The 16,872-nt window shown below is 69.1% G+C and carries 22 protein-coding genes and 1 pseudogene; 16 read left to right on the forward strand and 7 right to left on the reverse strand.

Annotated features, from left to right (window positions below; genetic code table 11):
* The first annotated feature begins 212 nt into the window (after window positions 1-212).
* From infA to truA, 8 genes are all read left to right on the forward strand, one after another.
* Window positions 213-434 carry a translation initiation factor IF-1 gene (gene infA, locus FCH28_RS19315; protein ID WP_003956442.1) on the forward strand — a complete coding sequence of 74 codons (222 nt, stop codon included), beginning with the start codon at window positions 213-215 and terminating at the stop codon, window positions 432-434.
* A 60-nt stretch (window positions 435-494) separates the two neighbouring features.
* Entirely contained in the window at window positions 495-608 is a 114-nt protein-coding gene (rpmJ, locus tag FCH28_RS19320; RefSeq protein WP_003956441.1) for a 50S ribosomal protein L36, read from the forward strand.
* A gap of 200 nt (window positions 609-808) precedes the next feature.
* The gene (rpsM, locus tag FCH28_RS19325) at window positions 809-1,189 is read left to right on the forward strand and encodes a 30S ribosomal protein S13 (RefSeq protein ID WP_018090888.1); all 381 of its coding nucleotides are present in this window, start codon (window positions 809-811) and stop codon (window positions 1,187-1,189) included.
* A gap of 64 nt (window positions 1,190-1,253) precedes the next feature.
* Window positions 1,254-1,658, forward strand: a complete 405-nt coding sequence (rpsK, locus tag FCH28_RS19330; protein ID WP_004571845.1) for a 30S ribosomal protein S11 — start codon at window positions 1,254-1,256, stop codon at window positions 1,656-1,658.
* 26 nt (window positions 1,659-1,684) lie between these two features.
* Window positions 1,685-2,311, forward strand: a complete 627-nt coding sequence (gene rpsD, locus FCH28_RS19335) for a 30S ribosomal protein S4 (RefSeq protein ID WP_136741304.1) — start codon at window positions 1,685-1,687, stop codon at window positions 2,309-2,311.
* Between the two features lie 123 nt (window positions 2,312-2,434).
* Window positions 2,435-3,457 carry a DNA-directed RNA polymerase subunit alpha gene (locus FCH28_RS19340; protein WP_003956430.1) on the forward strand — a complete coding sequence of 341 codons (1,023 nt, stop codon included), beginning with the start codon at window positions 2,435-2,437 and terminating at the stop codon, window positions 3,455-3,457.
* 164 nt (window positions 3,458-3,621) lie between these two features.
* Complete coding sequence (rplQ, locus tag FCH28_RS19345; RefSeq protein ID WP_136741305.1) at window positions 3,622-4,113, forward strand: 50S ribosomal protein L17; 492 nt, start codon at window positions 3,622-3,624, stop codon at window positions 4,111-4,113.
* 94 nt (window positions 4,114-4,207) lie between these two features.
* A complete protein-coding gene (truA, locus tag FCH28_RS19350) occupies window positions 4,208-5,059 on the forward strand; it encodes a tRNA pseudouridine(38-40) synthase TruA (RefSeq protein WP_136741306.1) in 852 nt (283 codons plus the stop codon).
* 108 nt (window positions 5,060-5,167) lie between these two features.
* Here truA and FCH28_RS19355 read toward each other — a convergent pair whose 3' ends face one another.
* On the reverse strand, window positions 5,168-6,013 hold the full coding sequence (locus FCH28_RS19355; RefSeq protein WP_169314204.1) for a hypothetical protein: 846 nt from the start codon (window positions 6,011-6,013) through the stop codon (window positions 5,168-5,170).
* A 103-nt stretch (window positions 6,014-6,116) separates the two neighbouring features.
* Here FCH28_RS19355 and FCH28_RS19365 point away from each other — a divergent pair, with 103 nt between their 5' ends.
* The 4 genes from FCH28_RS19365 (at window position 6,117) to glmM (ending at window position 10,504) form a co-directional block, all read left to right on the forward strand.
* Entirely contained in the window at window positions 6,117-7,751 is a 1,635-nt protein-coding gene (locus tag FCH28_RS19365; RefSeq protein WP_136741308.1) for an ABC-F family ATP-binding cassette domain-containing protein, read from the forward strand.
* Window positions 7,752-8,008: 257 nt separating this feature from the next.
* Window positions 8,009-8,452, forward strand: a complete 444-nt coding sequence (gene rplM, locus FCH28_RS19370) for a 50S ribosomal protein L13 (RefSeq protein WP_136741309.1) — start codon at window positions 8,009-8,011, stop codon at window positions 8,450-8,452.
* A gap of 45 nt (window positions 8,453-8,497) precedes the next feature.
* Window positions 8,498-9,004 carry a 30S ribosomal protein S9 gene (gene rpsI, locus FCH28_RS19375; protein WP_136741310.1) on the forward strand — a complete coding sequence of 169 codons (507 nt, stop codon included), beginning with the start codon at window positions 8,498-8,500 and terminating at the stop codon, window positions 9,002-9,004.
* Window positions 9,005-9,145: 141 nt separating this feature from the next.
* Window positions 9,146-10,504 (forward strand): phosphoglucosamine mutase, encoded by a 1,359-nt coding sequence (gene glmM / locus FCH28_RS19380; RefSeq protein WP_136741311.1) that lies wholly within the window; start codon window positions 9,146-9,148, stop codon window positions 10,502-10,504.
* A 64-nt stretch (window positions 10,505-10,568) separates the two neighbouring features.
* Here the strand turns inward: glmM and FCH28_RS19385 are convergent.
* A pseudogene (locus FCH28_RS19385) lies at window positions 10,569-10,808 on the reverse strand (DUF389 domain-containing protein); the annotation flags it as partial.
* Between the two features lie 70 nt (window positions 10,809-10,878).
* Window positions 10,879-11,868 (reverse strand): type I pantothenate kinase, encoded by a 990-nt coding sequence (gene coaA, locus FCH28_RS19390; RefSeq protein WP_136741312.1) that lies wholly within the window; start codon window positions 11,866-11,868, stop codon window positions 10,879-10,881.
* Between the two features lie 218 nt (window positions 11,869-12,086).
* Between coaA and FCH28_RS19395 the strand changes: the two genes are divergently transcribed.
* From FCH28_RS19395 to FCH28_RS19405, 3 genes are read left to right on the forward strand one after another with little or no spacing between them, the layout of a single operon-like run.
* Window positions 12,087-12,323 (forward strand): hypothetical protein, encoded by a 237-nt coding sequence (locus FCH28_RS19395; RefSeq protein ID WP_246103003.1) that lies wholly within the window; start codon window positions 12,087-12,089, stop codon window positions 12,321-12,323.
* A 37-nt stretch (window positions 12,324-12,360) separates the two neighbouring features.
* Window positions 12,361-14,208, forward strand: coding sequence for a glutamine--fructose-6-phosphate transaminase (isomerizing) (glmS, locus tag FCH28_RS19400; protein ID WP_136741314.1), 1,848 nt, complete (start codon window positions 12,361-12,363; stop codon window positions 14,206-14,208).
* Between the two features lie 4 nt (window positions 14,209-14,212).
* Entirely contained in the window at window positions 14,213-14,581 is a 369-nt protein-coding gene (locus FCH28_RS19405; protein ID WP_136741315.1) for a holo-ACP synthase, read from the forward strand.
* A gap of 97 nt (window positions 14,582-14,678) precedes the next feature.
* Here FCH28_RS19405 and FCH28_RS40210 read toward each other — a convergent pair whose 3' ends face one another.
* The 4 genes from FCH28_RS40210 to FCH28_RS19420 are packed head-to-tail and all read right to left on the reverse strand — an operon-like array spanning window position 14,679 to window position 15,671.
* On the reverse strand, window positions 14,679-14,924 hold the full coding sequence (locus FCH28_RS40210) for a DUF7848 domain-containing protein (protein WP_484422076.1): 246 nt from the start codon (window positions 14,922-14,924) through the stop codon (window positions 14,679-14,681).
* Window positions 14,921-15,166 carry a hypothetical protein gene (locus FCH28_RS19410; RefSeq protein ID WP_136741316.1) on the reverse strand — a complete coding sequence of 82 codons (246 nt, stop codon included), beginning with the start codon at window positions 15,164-15,166 and terminating at the stop codon, window positions 14,921-14,923. The genes FCH28_RS40210 and FCH28_RS19410 overlap by 4 nt, the downstream gene beginning before the upstream one ends.
* A complete protein-coding gene (locus FCH28_RS19415; RefSeq protein ID WP_246103004.1) occupies window positions 15,163-15,315 on the reverse strand; it encodes a hypothetical protein in 153 nt (50 codons plus the stop codon). Before FCH28_RS19415 ends, FCH28_RS19410 begins: the two co-directional genes overlap by 4 nt.
* 38 nt (window positions 15,316-15,353) lie before the next feature.
* Window positions 15,354-15,671: a hypothetical protein gene (locus tag FCH28_RS19420; protein WP_246103007.1), complete on the reverse strand. Its 318-nt coding sequence runs from the start codon at window positions 15,669-15,671 to the stop codon at window positions 15,354-15,356.
* Between the two features lie 155 nt (window positions 15,672-15,826).
* Between FCH28_RS19420 and FCH28_RS19425 the strand changes: the two genes are divergently transcribed.
* A complete protein-coding gene (locus FCH28_RS19425) occupies window positions 15,827-16,795 on the forward strand; it encodes a helix-turn-helix domain-containing protein (RefSeq protein WP_136741319.1) in 969 nt (322 codons plus the stop codon).
* Window positions 16,796-16,872: the final 77 nt, after the last annotated feature.

Below are 16,872 nucleotides of genomic sequence, written 5' to 3' on the forward strand. Positions count from 1 at the left end.
AGGTGCCGGAACCGCTGATCCGAGCCCCGCGCGGGTCGTCGGCGTAAGGATCACGCCCGATGGGCAATAATCCTGGATTCGTCTTTTCCTGGGCGCTGGCGTAGACTGACGCGTCGGCTCTCGTGCATCCGTATGCCTGTAAACCGGGCGGCATTCTTCGAATGTCACGGCGCACTAGAGTTGATCAAGGTAGCCGATTCGAAGGGCGAAGCGTGGCCAAGAAGCAAGGTGCCATCGAGATCGAGGGCACCGTGATCGAGTCCCTCCCGAACGCCATGTTCAAGGTGGAACTCCAGAACGGTCACAAGGTCCTCGCGCACATCAGCGGCAAGATGCGGATGCACTACATCCGCATCCTCCCGGATGACCGGGTCGTCGTGGAGCTTTCTCCCTACGACCTGACGCGTGGGCGGATCGTCTACCGCTACAAGTAGATCTTGTCGGCGCCCCGCTCCCGTGGGGTGACGGCACTGACCCGGAGAACCTCACATCCCATGAAGGTCAAGCCGAGCGTCAAGAAGATCTGCGACAAGTGCAAGGTGATCCGCCGTCACGGCCGGGTCATGGTCATCTGCGACAACCTGCGCCACAAGCAGCGCCAGGGCTGACGCACGCCGACCAACCTGCATTTCGCAGTTTTCGCGCGACGCAAGCACAACACGTACATACGCAGTCACCCGACCCCCGCATCGCTCGCGTGGGGACGACACCCCCGGCTCGGAGGCCGGGGACCCGGCTCGTAATTCTCCAGAGTCTTACGGGAACGGTGCTGCGGAAGACCTCCGAATAGCCATCAGGAGCCACATCAATGGCACGCCTCGCAGGCGTTGATCTCCCGCGCGAAAAGCGTGTGGAGGTCGCCCTCACCTACGTCTTCGGTATCGGGCGGACGCTCTCGCAGCAGACTCTCGCCGCCACCGGCGTGAACCCGAACACCCGGGTCCGCGACCTGGCCGAGGAAGACCTCGTCAAGATCCGCGAGTACGTCGACAACAACCTCAAGACCGAGGGTGACCTCCGTCGCGAGATCCAGGCCGACATCCGCCGCAAGGTGGAGATCGGCTGCTACCAGGGTCTGCGTCACCGCCGCGGTCTGCCGGTGCACGGTCAGCGCACCAGCACGAACGCCCGTACCCGCAAGGGTCCGCGTCGCGCGATCGCCGGCAAGAAGAAGCCGGGCAAGAAGTAGTCCTCAGCAGGACGCTCATCAGCGGTCTTCGCTGTAGGACCGACCACCTCCACGGGAGAAATTCATGCCTCCGAAGGGCCGTACGGCCGGCGCCAAGAAGGTGCGCCGCAAGGAGAAGAAGAACGTCGCCCACGGGCACGCTCACATCAAGAGCACGTTCAACAACACGATCGTCTCGATCACGGACCCCACGGGCAACGTGATCTCTTGGGCCTCTGCCGGCCACGTCGGCTTCAAGGGCTCGCGCAAGTCCACCCCCTTCGCCGCGCAGATGGCCGCCGAGTCGGCCGCCCGCCGCGCGCAGGAGCACGGCATGCGCAAGGTCGACGTCTTCGTCAAGGGTCCCGGCTCCGGCCGTGAGACCGCGATCCGCTCCCTCCAGGCCACCGGCCTCGAGGTCGGCTCGATCCAGGACGTCACCCCCACCCCGCACAACGGATGCCGCCCGCCCAAGCGTCGCCGCGTCTGACCAGCTGAAGTAGGAGACAAGACAATATGGCGCGTTACACCGGGGCCGACTGCAAGCGTTGCCGTCGGGAGAAGCAGAAGCTGTTCCTCAAGGGCAGCAAGTGTGAGAGCGCAAAGTGCCCGATCGAGATTCGTCCTTACCCCCCGGGTGAGCACGGACGCGGGCGCACCAAGGACAGCGAGTACCTGCTCCAGCTTCGTGAGAAGCAGAAGTGCAGCCGTATCTACGGTGTCCTTGAGAAGCAGTTCGTGAACTACTACAAGGAAGCGAACCAGAAGACCGGCAAGACCGGTGAGAACCTTCTGCGCATCCTTGAGACTCGTCTCGACAACGTGGTCTACCGGGCCGGCTTCGCCAAGTCCCGTGACCACGCCCGTCAGCTGGTCCGTCACGGACACATCAACGTGAACGGCCGCAAGACCGACATCCCGTCGGCGCGCGTGTCCGTGAACGACATCATCGAGGTCCGCGAGGGCTCTCGGAACCTGACCCCCTTCGAGGTGGCCAAGGCCGAGGCCGGCGAGAAGACCGTTCCGGCCTGGCTGGAAGCGATCCCCTCGAACCTGCGGATCCTCGTGCACAGCCTGCCCGAGCGCCAGGTGATCGACACCCAGGTGCAGGAGCAGCTGATCGTCGAGCTTTACTCCAAGTAAGGCTCGCGCTTTAAAGCTGGCAGGTGTGGGCGGTACGGGGCCATTGGCTCCGTACCGCCCGTACCCTTGTCAGTACAGCGGGCGTCAAATAGCGGGCGCCCACGACTGAAGGATCAAAACACCATGCTGATCGCTCAGCGTCCCTCTCTGACCGAAGAGGTCGTCGACGAATACCGCTCCCGGTTCGTGATCGAGCCGCTGGAGCCGGGCTTCGGCTACACCCTCGGCAACTCTCTGCGTCGTACGCTCCTCTCCTCGATCCCGGGTGCGGCGGTCACGTCCATCCGCATCGACGGTGTCCTGCACGAGTTCACCACCGTGCCGGGCGTCAAGGAGGACGTCACCGACCTCATCCTCAACATCAAGCAGCTGGTCGTGAGCAGCGAGCACGACGAGCCCGTGGTGATGTACCTGCGCAAGCAGGGCCCGGGTCTGGTCACCGCCGCCGACATCGCGCCGCCGGCCGGTGTCGAGGTGCACAACCCGGACCTGGTCCTCGCCACGCTCAACGGCAAGGGCAAGCTGGAGATGGAGCTGACCGTCGAGCGCGGTCGCGGCTACGTCTCCGCCGTCCAGAACAAGCAGGTGGGCCAGGAGATCGGCCGTATCCCGGTCGACTCCATCTACAGCCCCGTGCTCAAGGTCACCTACAAGGTCGAGGCGACCCGTGTCGAGCAGCGCACCGACTTCGACAAGCTGATCGTCGACGTCGAGACCAAGCAGGCCATGCGTCCGCGTGACGCCATGGCGTCGGCCGGTAAGACCCTGGTCGAGCTGTTCGGTCTGGCGCGCGAGCTCAACATCGACGCCGAGGGCATCGACATGGGCCCGTCCCCGACGGACGCCGCCCTGGCCGCCGACCTGGCGCTGCCGATCGAGGAGCTGGAGCTCACCGTTCGGTCGTACAACTGCCTCAAGCGTGAGGGCATCCACTCGGTGGGCGAGCTGGTGGCCCGCTCCGAGGCGGACCTGCTCGACATCCGCAACTTCGGTGCGAAGTCGATCGACGAGGTCAAGGCCAAGCTCGCCGGGATGGGTCTCGCGCTGAAGGACTCGCCCCCCGGGTTCGACCCGACCGCCGCCGCGGACGCGTTCGGCGCGGACGACGACGCGGACGCGGGCTTCGTCGAGACCGAGCAGTACTGAGAGCTCGGGACCGACGGTCCGATTCTTGCTGCGGGTCCGCTTCGGCTGGTCGCGCAGTTCCCCGCGCCCCTTTGGGGCGCGGGCTCTCCGACAGGCAAACCCGTCTGCTCGGATACTGACCCCGGTACCTGATACGGCCGGGGCAGCACACAAGGAGAAACACCATGCCGAAGCCCGCCAAGGGTGCCCGTATGGGCGGCAGCGCCGCGCACGAGCGTCTGATGCTGCGCAACCTGGCCACCTCGCTCTTCGAGCACGGTCGCATCACCACGACCGAGGCCAAGGCCCGTCGTCTGCGTCCGTACGCGGAGCGTCTGGTGACCAAGGCGAAGAAGGGCGACCTTCACAACCGCCGTCAGGTCATGGAACTGATCTCGGACAAGAGCGTCGTCCACACGCTGTTCACCGAGATCGCTCCGCGGTTCGAGAACCGCCCGGGTGGCTACACCCGTATCACCAAGATCGGTAACCGTCGTGGCGACAACGCTCCCATGGCCGTCATCGAGCTGGTGGAGGCCCTGACCGTGGCCCAGCAGGCCACCGGTGAGGCCGAGGCGGCGACGAAGCGCGCGGCCAAGGACGCCGAGGCCGCCGCGGCCAAGGCCGAGGACGCCGCTCCGGCTGCCGCCGAGGGCGACGAGGCCAAGGACGCCTGAGTTCTGCCTTGCGTCTAGCGGGTCCGCCCTACGGGGCGGGCCCGCTTTCGCGTACCGGGCGGGGCGCCCGTGGCGGCTTGAGAGGATTGCTGGTGTGAGTGATGAAGTGGAGCCCGGCCACGTCCGGGTGCGGCTGGACCTTTCCTACGACGGGAAGGACTTCTCGGGCTGGGCGAAGCAGCGTGAACGGCGCACCGTCCAGGCCGAGTTGGAGGACGCGCTGCGTACGGTGACGCGGTCGGACGAGACATACGAGCTCACGGTCGCGGGGCGGACGGACGCCGGGGTGCACGCCCGTGGCCAGGTGGCGCATGTGGACCTGCCCGAGGCGCTGTGGGCCGACCACGCGGACAAGCTGCTGCGGCGGCTGGCCGGGCGGCTGCCGAAGGACGTACGGGTGTGGCGGGTCGCGGAGGCGCCGTACGGCTTCAACGCGCGGTTCTCGGCGATCTGGCGGCGGTACGCGTACCGGGTGACCGATCACCCCGGCGGGGTGGACCCGCTGCTGCGCGGCCATGTGCTGTGGCACGACTGGGAGCTGGACGTCGAGGCGATGAACGCCGCCTCGCGGGCGCTGCTCGGGGAGCATGACTTCGCGGCGTACTGCAAGCGGCGCGAGGGGGCGACGACGATCCGTACGCTCCAGGAGCTGAGCTGGGAGCGCGGCGCCGACGGGATCATCACGGCGACCGTGAAGGCGGACGCGTTCTGCCACAACATGGTGCGGTCGCTGGTGGGCGCGATGCTGTTCATCGGGGACGGGCACCGGCCGGTGGAGTGGGCCGGAAAGGTGCTGGCGGCGGGTGTGCGGGACTCGGCGGTGCATGTGGTGCGGCCGCACGGGCTGACGCTGGAGGAGGTCGGCTATCCCGCCGACGAACTGCTGATGGCCCGCAACCGGGAGGCGCGCAACAAGCGGTCGCTGCCCGCCGGCGGTTGCTGCTGACCAGGGTGTTTCCGCGCCTGAGCGATCGGCCGGGCCCTGGGATCCGGGCGCATGGCCGCGGTGGCGCCGCCGGGAGGGGCGGCGCCCGTACGGTTCAGCGGCCGGCGCTCAGGACTGCGGCTGCTGGGTCTGGGCCGCGGCGGCCTTCGCTGCCTGGTCCTTGCCGCGCTGCTGGATGCGGTTGAAGGCGTAGAGCCCGCCGTCCCTGCCGATCTGGCCCGCCTTGGACTTGGTGTCCGTGACGCGCTTGCCGTCGTCGTTGCCGGCGATGGTGAAGTAGGCGTAGCGGCCGGCGGCGTTGGCGGTGGTCACACACCCCGTGCCGACGCAGAAGCTCGACGGGACACCGCCGCCGGCGAGCGGCGCCAGGTTGGGCTTGTACTGGTCCCGGACCTTGGCCGCCTTGGCGGGGGAGTCGAAGACGGCGATGCCGATGGTGACCGAGACGCCGCCCTTGGAGTACGTGGCGCGCAGCAGCTGCGAGCAGCCGTTGTGGGCCAGCAGGGAGCCGAGGGCGCCCTGGGCGGCGGCCGTGCAGTCCTTGGTGGTGGAGGTGTTGGTGCGCGGGTAGCTGTGCGCGCCGATGACCATGCTCTTCTCGGGGAAGAGCGTGGCGGGGGTGAGCGTGGCCCGGTCCTTCTTGGGGTCCGAGATGTAGTCCTGCGGGTTCGGCGGGGGCGGCACCGAGACATCGTCGAACGACGGGGTGTCGTTCGGCTCCTGGGCCTGGCCGGGGGTGGGCGAGGCGGTCGGGCTGCCGCCGCCCGAGTCGCCGCTGGTGACCACGGCGGCGGTGACGATGCCGGCCACCGCGACGGCGGCGAGCGCGCCGCCGCCTATCAGCATCCAGCGTTTGCGTCGGGAAGCCGCCTCGCTCTCTTCCGCGAGTGCGTCCCAGTCCGGAGTCCCAGATCCCCCGGGGCCGTCGAACGGCCCACCTTGCCCAAAGCTCATGCCGCGCATCCTAACGACCCCCGGAGGAGGGGGAAGAGGCTGTCCGGTGGCCGGTTCGTAAACCGATTGGTGGAATACGCGGCGGGCCGTGACAATCCAGCCCATGGGACATCTTGAGGCCGGACATCTGGAGTACTACCTGCCGGACGGGAGGGTCCTGCTGGGGGATGTGTCCTTCCGCGTGGGGGAGGGGGCCTCGGTCGCCCTGGTCGGGGCCAACGGCGCGGGGAAGACGACCCTGCTGCGGCTGATCGCGGGGGAGCTGCAACCGCACGGCGGGACGGTGACGGTCAGCGGGGGCCTGGGCGTGATGCCGCAGTTCGTCGGTTCCGTGCGGGACGAGCGGACGGTGCGTGACCTGCTGGTCTCCGTGGCGCAGCCGCGGATACGGGAGGCGGCGAAGGCGGTCGACGCGGCCGAGCTCGCCATCATGACGGCGGCCGACGACGATGAGGCCGCGCAGATGGCATACGCGCAGGCGCTCAGCGACTGGGCGGAGGCGCGCGGCTACGAGGCGGAGACGGTCTGGGACATCTGCACCATGGCCGCGCTGGGCATGCCGTACGAGAAGGCGCAGTGGCGGCTGGCCCGCACGCTCTCCGGCGGCGAGCAGAAACGCCTGGTCCTGGAGTCGCTGCTGCGCGGCACGGACGAGGTGCTGCTGCTGGACGAGCCGGACAACTATCTCGACGTGCCGGGGAAGCGGTGGCTGGAGGAGCAGCTGCGGGAGACCCGTAAGACGGTGTTGTTCGTCTCCCACGACCGGGAGCTGCTGGCCCGCGCCGCGGAGAAGATCGTCAGCGTCGAGCCGGGGCCGGCCGGCTCCGACGTCTGGGTGCACGGCGGCGGCTTCGGCACCTACCACCAGGCACGCAAGGAGCGCTTCGCCCGCTTCGAGGAGCTGCGGCGGCGCTGGGACGAGAAGCACGCCCAGCTGAAGAAGCTGGTGCTGTCGCTGCGGCAGGCCGCCTCGGTCAGCCATGAGATGGCCTCGCGCTATGCCGCGGCGCAGACCCGGCTGCGGAAGTTCGAGGAGGCCGGCCCGCCGCCGGAGCCGCCGCGCGAGCAGGACATCACGATGCGGCTGCACGGCGGGCGTACCGGGGTCCGGGCCATCACCTGCGAGGACCTGGAGCTCACCGGCCTGATGAAGCCGTTCTCGCTGGAGATCTTCTACGGCGAGCGGGTCGCGGTCCTGGGCTCCAACGGCTCCGGCAAGTCCCACTTCCTGCGGCTGCTGGCCGGCGACGCCGAGAACCCCGTGCTGCACGAGGGCGGCTGGAAGCTGGGTGCCCGCGTCGTCCCCGGCCACTTCGCCCAGACTCATGCGCACCCCGAGCTGATGGGCCGCACCCTGCTCGACATCCTCTGGACCGAGCACGCCAAGAACAAGGGCCAGGCGATGTCCGCGCTGCGCCGCTACGAACTGGAGAAACAGGCCGAGCAGCGCTTCGAGCGCCTCTCCGGCGGCCAGCAGGCGCGCTTCCAGATCCTGCTGCTGGAGCTGTCCGGTTCCACGGCCCTGCTGCTGGATGAGCCGACCGACAACCTGGACCTGGAGTCGGCGGAGGCTCTGCAGGAGGGGTTGGAGGCGTATGAGGGGACGGTGGTGGCGGTGACGCATGACCGGTGGTTCGCCCGGTCGTTTGATCGTTTCCTGGTGTTCGGTGCGGATGGCCGGGTGCGGGAGTCGGGGGAGCCGGTGTGGGACGAGCGGCGGGTGGAGCGGGAGCGGTAGCCGGGCGGGAAAGCCGAAAAGGCGGGCGCCAAGCACAGTGGACCCGTTTTGACCCCGCCGGGCGAGTCCCGGTATCCTGCTGGTTCGTTATGCGTATTGGCTTGCTCTATCTCACGTGAGGGGCCCTTACGCCGGTTCATCGGGACGATGACCAGCGGCGGACGATCGGGTTGCGTCACCCGTAGTGCCGCCTCGCTGTGTGATCAGCCATGGTGACCAGTACAGGACCCAATTCACTAAGAAGCGAAGGCTAAGACGTGCGTACGTTCAGCCCCAAGCCCGGCGATGTCCAGCGCCAGTGGCACATCATTGACGCGCAGGACGTTGTCCTGGGCCGCCTGGCCAGCCAGGCCGCGTCCCTCCTGCGGGGTAAGCACAAGCCGGTGTACGCGCCGCACGTTGACACCGGTGACTTCGTCATCATCGTCAACGCCGACAAGGTGCACCTGTCGGGCAACAAGCGTCAGCAGAAGCTGGCCTACCGCCACTCCGGTTTCCCGGGTGGTCTGCGCTCCGTCCGTTACGACGAGCTGCTCGACAAGAACCCCGAGAAGGCCGTCGAGAAGGCCATCAAGGGCATGCTCCCCAAGAACACCCTGGGCCGTCAGATGCTCTCGAAGCTGAAGGTCTACGCGGGCGCCGAGCACCCGCACGCTGCTCAGCAGCCGGTCCCGTTCGAGATCACCCAGGTCGCGCAGTAAGTCCGGCCACACCCCCTAAGACGATAGAGAAATCTGAGGAGCATCGTGGCTGAGACCACCCCCGAGACCCCGCTGGACGAGGTCGAGGAGTACACCACCGAGACCGAGGTTCCGCTGGAGGGCGAGTACACCTCCGAGTCCCTCGCCTCCCGCTTCGGCGAGCCGCAGCCGGCCGCCGGCCTGGGCCGCCGCAAGAACGCCATCGCCCGCGTCCGGATCGTTCCGGGCACCGGCCAGTGGAAGATCAACGGCCGCACCCTGGAGAGCTACTTCCCCAACAAGGTGCACCAGCAGGAAGTCAACGAGCCCTTCAAGGTGCTCGAGCTCGACAACCGCTACGACGTCGTCGCCCGCATCTCCGGCGGCGGCATCTCCGGCCAGGCCGGTGCGCTGCGTCTGGGTGTCGCCCGTGCGCTGAACGAGGCGGACGTGGACAACAACCGCGGGGCGCTCAAGAAGGCCGGGTTCCTCAAGCGTGACGACCGTGCGGTCGAGCGCAAGAAGGCCGGTCTCAAGAAGGCCCGCAAGGCGCCCCAGTACAGCAAGCGCTAATCCCGCTCGCTGCGCCATGCAGCTCTTGGCGAACGCCCCGGTGGCACTTTCCGTGCTGCCGGGGCGTTCGGCTATCCGGGACCAGGGGCGTATACCTGGACTTAAATCTCTGGTCCAAGCTCATCTACTCGGAGGACACCAGTGGGACGACTCTTCGGCACGGACGGTGTGCGCGGTGTCGCCAATGCGGATCTGACGGCGGAGCTCGCGCTCGGTCTGTCGGTCGCGGCGGCGCATGTGCTCGCCGAGGCTGGCACTTTTGAGGGGCACCGGCCGGTCGCCGTGGTCGGACGAGATCCTCGGGCATCCGGGGAATTCCTGGAGTCCGCGGTCGTGGCCGGACTGGCCAGCGCGGGCGTGGACGTCCTGCGGGTGGGCGTACTGCCGACCCCCGCGGTCGCGTATCTGACCGGCGCGCTCGGCGCCGACCTCGGCGTGATGCTCTCCGCCAGCCACAACCCGATGCCCGACAACGGCATCAAGTTCTTCGCCCGCGGCGGCCACAAGCTCGCCGACGAGCTGGAGGACCGTATCGAGCAGACCTACCGCTCGCACAGCTCGGGCGAGCCGTGGGAGCGGCCGACGGGTGACGGCGTGGGGCGGGTCACCGTCTACGACGAGGGCTTCGACAACTACGTCGCCCATCTGGTGGGTGTGCTGCCCAACCGCCTCGACGGGCTGAAGATCGTCATCGACGGTGCGCACGGCGCGGCGGCGCGGGTCTCGCCCGAGGCGTTCGCGCGGGCCGGCGCCGACATCATCACCATCGGCACCGACCCCGACGGCCTCAACATCAACGACGGCTGCGGCTCCACGCATCTGCGGCTGCTCCGCGAGGCCGTCGTCGAGCACGGCGCCGACCTGGGCGTCGCGCACGACGGCGACGCGGACCGCTGCCTGGCCGTGGACGGCGAGGGCAACGAGATCGACGGCGACCAGATCCTGGCCGTCCTCGCCCTCGGCATGCGCGAGGCCGCCGGGCTGCGCAAGAACACCGTCGTCGCCACCGTCATGTCCAACCTGGGCTTCAAGCTGGCCATGGAGCGCGAGGGCATCGAGTTCGTCCAGACCGCGGTCGGCGACCGTTACGTCCTGGAGGAGATGAAGGCGCACGGCTACGCGCTGGGCGGCGAGCAGTCCGGGCACGTCATCGTGCTGGACCACGCCACGACCGGCGACGGCACGCTGACCGGGCTGATGCTGGCCGCCCGGGTCGCCGCGACCGGCCGGTCGCTGAAGGACCTGGCGGGTGTCATGGAGCGGCTGCCGCAGATCCTCATCAACGTTCCGGACGTCGACAAGTCGCGGGTCGCCAGCGCGCCCACGCTGACCGCGGCGGTCGCCGAGGCGGAGCAGGAGCTGGGCGCCACCGGACGGGTGCTGCTGCGTCCCTCCGGTACGGAGCCGTTGGTCCGGGTGATGGTGGAGGCCGCGGACATCGACCAGGCGCGGGCCATCGCCGAGCGGCTCGCGGACGCCGTCAAGTCGGCGCTGGGCTGAGCGGACAGACGAACGGGCGGGTGCGCGGCCTTGGTCACGCACCCGCCCGTTCCGCGTTCGGTGGCTACGCGGCGGCCCGCGCCCGCTGCCGGGCCCACAGGTGCTTCTGGACGACCAGGGTCAGGGCGCCGGCGACGATGATGCCGGCGAGGTTCAGCAACAGCTGCTCCATGGAACTCCAGGCCTGGCCGTACTCCGTGTAGCCGAGGGCGACCGCGGCGTTGGCGGCGGCCGGGACGGTGGTCACGGAGATCGCCACGCCGACCAGCGCGCCGGACTTCGCGGACGTCAGCGAGAGCACCCCCGTACGGTCCTCGGGGACGATCAGGCGCAGATGCAGCACGGGACGGCTCCGGGGGTTTCGGACAGGTCGTTCAGAGCTTGCGCAGCGACAGCCGCTGGACCTTGTGGTCCGGGCCCTTGCGCAGGACCAGATTGGCGCGGCCGCGCGTCGGGGCCACATTCTGTTGCAGATTGGGCTTGTTGACGGTGCGCCAGATCATCCGGGCGTAGTCCAGCGCCTCGGCCTCCGAGACCTGGGTGTACTTGCGGAAGTACGAGAACGGGTTCTGGAAGGCGGTCTCGCGCAGCTTGCGGAACCGCCCCAGGTACCACTTCTCGATGTCCTCGATGCGCGCGTCGACATAGACGGAGAAGTCGAAGAAGTCCGCGAGGCCCAGCCGGGTGCGGCCGTCCTTGCCGGGCAGGGCCGGCTGGAGGACGTTGAGGCCCTCGACGATCAGGATGTCGGGGCGGTGCACGGTCAGCCGCTCGCCGGGCACGATGTCGTAGATCAGATGGGAGTAGACGGGCGCGGTGACCTCGGCCTTTCCCGACTTCACATCGGCCACGAAGCGGGTCAGGGCCCGGCGGTCGTACGACTCGGGGAAGCCCTTGCGGGACATCAGGCCGCGCCGGTGCAGCTCGGCGTTGGGGAAGAGGAACCCGTCGGTGGTGACCAGCTCCACGCGCGGATGCTCGGGCCAGCGCGCCAGCAGCGCCTGGAGGAGACGGGCGGTGGTGGACTTGCCGACCGCGACGCTGCCCGCGACTCCTATGACGAACGGGGTGCCGGGCTGGGAGCCGTGGCCGCCTCCCGCGTCGCCCAGGAACGTGTTCAGGGCGCCGCGCAGATTGCTGCTCGCCCCGACGTAGAGGTTCAGCAGCCGGGACAGCGGCAGATAGACGTCCCGTACCTCGTCGAGGTCGATCACATCGCCCAGGCCGCGCAGCCGTTCGACCTCTTCCGCGGTCAGCGGCAGCGGGGTCTTCTCGCGCAGGGCACTCCACTGCTCGCGCGTCAGGTCGACGTACGGGGAGCTGTCGGCGCGGCGTCGTTGCTGCGGCTCTGTCGTCAGGGGCACGCGCCCATTGTGCGCAGCCGGGCCGGGCGGTTCATCTCGGGGGCCGTGTGGGGTCGGGCACATGCCGGTACCGAGGGTGCCCGTGCCGGTGCCGGTTGTTGGCCCGAATTGCCTGTACCCGGTCGATTGCGGCCGGTACGGTCTGCGGCGGGGGCGGCGCGCCGAGTGCGGGCCGCAGAACACAACAGGGGGGTGGCGTGCGAGCACGCCTGTTAGGAATGCTGCGTCGGCAGGCCCGCGACAAGGGCCGGGGGACCGGCGCCACGCCGGACGTCTTCGAGGCGCGGGTGTATGCCGAGCTGGCCGAGGAACTGCCCGACGAAGACCTCGGAGAAGACCTCGCAGACTTCCTGGAGCACTACGAGCCGGGCAGCCGGCCCGGTGCCGACGAGGAAGAGGACGAGGAGTTCGTGGAGACGGTGCGGGCGGCGCTGGAGCGGATAGAGCGACGGTAACGGCGGCGCGGGCGGGCGACCGTCGTAGGCTGCCTCCATGTGCGGAATCGTGGGATATGTGGGCGGGCAGCCCGCCCTTGACGTCGTTCTGGCCGGGCTGAAGCGGCTGGAGTACCGCGGCTATGACTCGGCCGGGGTCGCCGTGCTGGCCGATGGTGGGCTGGCCGCGGCCAAGAAGGCCGGCAAACTCGCCAATCTGGAGAAGGAGCTGGCGGACCGTCCGCTGCCGACCGGCTCGACCGGCATCGGGCACACCCGGTGGGCCACGCACGGCGGGCCGACCGACGCCAACGCCCATCCGCATCTGGACAACGCCGGCCGGGTCTCCGTCGTCCACAACGGGATCATCGAGAACTTCGCCGCACTGCGCGCCGAACTCGCCGACCGCGGGCACACGTTGGCGTCCGAGACGGACACCGAGGTGGTCGCGCATCTGCTGGCCGAGTCGTATTCGTCCTGCGGCGATCTGGCCGAGGCGATGCGCCAGGTGTGCCGCCGGCTGGAGGGCGCGTTCACGCTGGTCGCGGTGCACGCCGACGCGCCGGAGCTGGTCGTCGGGGCGCGCCGCAACTCGCCGCTGGTGGTCGGCGTCGGCGAGGACGAGGCGTTTTTGGCCTCGGATGTGGCGGCGTTCATCGCGCACACGAGGGAAGCGATCGAGCTGGGCCAGGACCAGGTCGTGGAGCTGCGCAGGGACGGTGTGACGGTCACCGACTTCGACGGCGCGCCGGCGCAGGTGCGGGAGTACCACGTCGACTGGGACGCGTCGGCCGCCGAGAAGGGCGGCTACGACTACTTCATGCTCAAGGAGATCGCCGAGCAGCCGAAGGCCGTCGCGGACACCCTGCTCGGGCGGATCGACGCCAACGGGGTGCTCGCGCTGGACGAGGTGCGGATCCCCTCGGAGGTGCTGCGCGAGGTCCACAAGATCGTCATCGTGGCGTGCGGCACGGCGTACCACGCGGGCATGATCGCCAAGTACGCGATCGAGCACTGGACGCGGATCCCCTGCGAGACGGAGCTGGCCAGCGAGTTCCGCTACCGCGATCCGATCATGGACCGGCGGACGCTGGTGATCGCCATCAGCCAGTCCGGCGAGACCATGGACACCCTGATGGCGCTGCGGCACGCCCGTGAGCAGGGCGCGAAGGTCCTCGCCATCTGCAACACGAACGGTTCGACCATCCCGCGCGAGTCGGACGCGGTGCTCTACACGCACGCCGGGCCCGAGGTCGCGGTCGCGTCGACGAAGGCTTTCCTCACCCAGCTGGTCGCCTGCTACCTGGTCGCGCTCTACCTCGGGCAGGTGCGCGGCACCAAGTGGGGCGACGAGATCCACGCCGTGGTGAAGGAGCTGGCGGCCATCGGCACCCAGGTCGAGCAGGTGCTGGCCACGATGGAACCGGTACGGGAGCTGGCGCGCGGGCTCGCAGACAAGAACACCGTGCTGTTCCTGGGGCGGCACGTCGGCTACCCGGTGGCCCTGGAGGGCGCGCTGAAGCTGAAGGAACTCGCGTATATGCACGCGGAGGGCTTCGCGGCCGGTGAGCTCAAGCACGGGCCGATCGCGCTGATCGAGGAGGACCTGCCGGTGGTGGTGATCGTGCCGTCGCCGCGCGGGCGGTCCGTGCTGCACGACAAGATCGTGTCCAACATCCAGGAGATCCGGGCCCGGGGCGCGCGCACGATCGTGATCGCGGAGGAGGGCGACGAGGCGGTGGTGCCGTACGCGGACCACCTCGTACGGATCCCGCGGACGCCGACCCTGCTCCAGCCGCTGGTGTCGGCCGTCCCGTTGCAGGTCTTCGCCTGCGAGCTGGCCACCGCCCGCGGCAACGAGGTCGACCAGCCGCGCAACCTCGCCAAGTCCGTGACGGTGGAGTGAGCACGTGATCATCGGGGTGGGTATCGACGTCGCCGAGATCGACCGGTTCGACGCGGCGCTGGAGCGGACGCCGGAGCTGGCGCAGCGGCTGTTCATCGAGCGGGAACTGCTGCTGCCCAGCGGCGAACGCCGCGGCATCGCCTCCCTGGCGGCCCGGTTCGCCGCCAAGGAGGCCATCGCCAAGGCGCTCGGCGCGCCGGGCGGGCTGCACTGGACCGACGCCGAGGTGTACGTCGAGGACAGCGGCCAGCCACGGCTGCGGGTCCGCGGCACCGTCGCCGCGCGGGCGGCGGAGCTGGGCGTGCGGTCCTGGCATGTGTCGCTCAGCCATGACGCGGGGGTCGCTTCGGCGGTGGTGATCGCCGAGGGGTAGACGGGCGCCGTGGGTGGGGTGCACGGGAGTACCGCCCGGCGCCGCAGCGTTGGCAGCCCCGGCGTTCCTTTCAGGAGCGCCGGGGCCCCTTCTTCGGCTACCTCCCGTTCTTTGTCCTCACGTGGGTCATGGTGGCGTTGAAGTGCTGGGATGCCCGCATCTCAAAGCGCGTGTCCCGTGTGAGTCCTGCGTGCTTGAGGCACCACGTCTGGGCCTTGTCGGCAGAGGCTGTATCGCCGCTGTGTTCCCCGCAGTCCAGGCACACGCCGACGTAACGCAACGAGGCATCCGCGTCGGTCGACAGCGTCCACTCGGCGAACCGGTACCGCGTCCGCGTCCTCATGGCGTGCCCTCCGGATGGTCCGGGGCATCGCTGCCCGCTGCCCGTACGGCGTCGACGCACTCGGTGAGACCACGCAGCAGCTCCGCGATCTCCTCTGCGGCCAGCTCATCCATCCACGCGGTACGGGCCTTGAGGTCCGCCCTCACGTGATCAAGCTGCCGGTACAACTCCCGCTGAGTGACGTGCCGACACCACGCCTCTTCGGCCCGGTCCCGCAGCCGCGACCACGCGCTCGCGCTCATGACCGCGCCGCCTTGGGGTGGGGGTGGCTGCGGATTTCGACGTTGTAATCGGCCACCTTCGACTTGTCCCCGTTGGCGTGTGCCGTGTCGCGCTGCTGGGCCAGGGCGGCACACACCTTGCACCCGGCGACCGGCACGGGCTCCGACATCGGTTCCCTCAGGTGAACGGGGCGGCAGATGCGGGTCATCAACCCATCACCTCCACACCGTGAATCCAGCGCGGCCCGACGTCGTACCCGTGCACGGCCAGCCACAACGCCCGCCGACGGCCACGCTGTGCGCGTCGTTCCCGCCATTCCTCGGAGGTGAGGAGGTACGGGCGGATCAGGGCCGAGTCCTCGCCACGCAGCAGTTCAGGCTGCCGGACGGGCCGACGGCGAGGCACAAGCGTCGGCGCGGCCTCGCACCGCGCAGCGGACAGGGCGTCGGCCGACCGGTGACGCCCCCGCGCGGGCAGTAACACCCGCAACAGCAGTTCGAAGATCCACGCGCTATGTTTGCGCATGTCGTCAACCTCCCAGGGGTTGGTGGCCATGCCCCCGGACGCCACGAACGTCGCGGGGGTCCTTCTCTCAGCTATCGTTGAGTTTCCGGTGCTCACGCGGGAGTTGACCGCACTTGACAACGCCGAGAGCATCAGTCAACGCCTAGGGGTTCACTGTGAGTGAATTCGCGGATCTCGCTCGACGCGCCCTGCGGGACGGCGGCTACTCCATGCGGGCTGCGGCCCGCGCGGTCAACTACGACCTCGCGTACCTCTCCCGCGTCCTGAACGGGAAACAACGGCCCTCGGCCAAGTTGGCGAACGCGCTCGACGAACTCGTCGGGGCAGGCGGCGCGCTTTCCGGGGTCGTGATGAACCCCGACGACGCTTCTCGGGTCGCCCGTAGCGCCGCCGAACCGTCCCGCCTGGATGCGGGCACAGTGGACGCACTGGCGGATGTGCTTTCCGCATACCGGCGCCTAGACGACGTGGTCAAACCTGAGTCGGTTCTTCCAGCAACCCTCGCCCAGATGAACGAGATCACCCGCATGCTCAAGGAGGCCAGGGGGCCGCATCGCGATCAACTGGCCGAGGTGGCCTCGGAGTTCGTCCAATTCGGCGGCTGGATGCTGGCCCAGGTACGTGACGATGCCCAGGCTGTGCGGCTCCTGGGCGATGCGCTGGAGCTGGCCGACGAGATCGGAAACGGGACGCTCGCGGCACAGGCACTGAATTTCAAGGGGTACATCGCCCGCCAGCAGAGCCGTCCCCAGGGCATCGCCCGGTGGTTCACGGCGGCAGCGGACACTCCGGGCGCTCACCCCGCGCAACGGCTGGGCGACATCCTTCAGGCATCGGCCGGGTGGGCGGAAGTGGGCGAGACCGACCGCGCACTGCGCATGGTCGAGCAGGCAGAGCGACTGACGGACGAGGCTGCCCGCGTTCCCCCACCGGACACCGCCTACTGGCTGACACCGGAGTTCAACCGCCTGAACCTGGGCCTGGCCACCCTGGCGCTGAGGCGCTACGACCAGGCAGCCGACCACCTGTCAGCCGGGCTGGCGGGGCTGCCGGAGGATCTTCAGGGCGCTCCGTGGACCTGGGAGCATCGGGAAGCGCTGGAGAAGGCCAGAGAGGCGCGCTGATCGAGGGCTCCCGTCGTTCGCCTCGGCTTTTCGATGCCGCCCTGGCTGCCCTGCCGTGAGGCCTCGACGGCCCCTCG

Origin of the sequence: Streptomyces piniterrae, from assembly GCF_005048155.1 — a bacterium.
Classification (GTDB): Bacteria; Actinomycetota; Actinomycetes; order Streptomycetales; family Streptomycetaceae; genus Streptomyces; species Streptomyces piniterrae.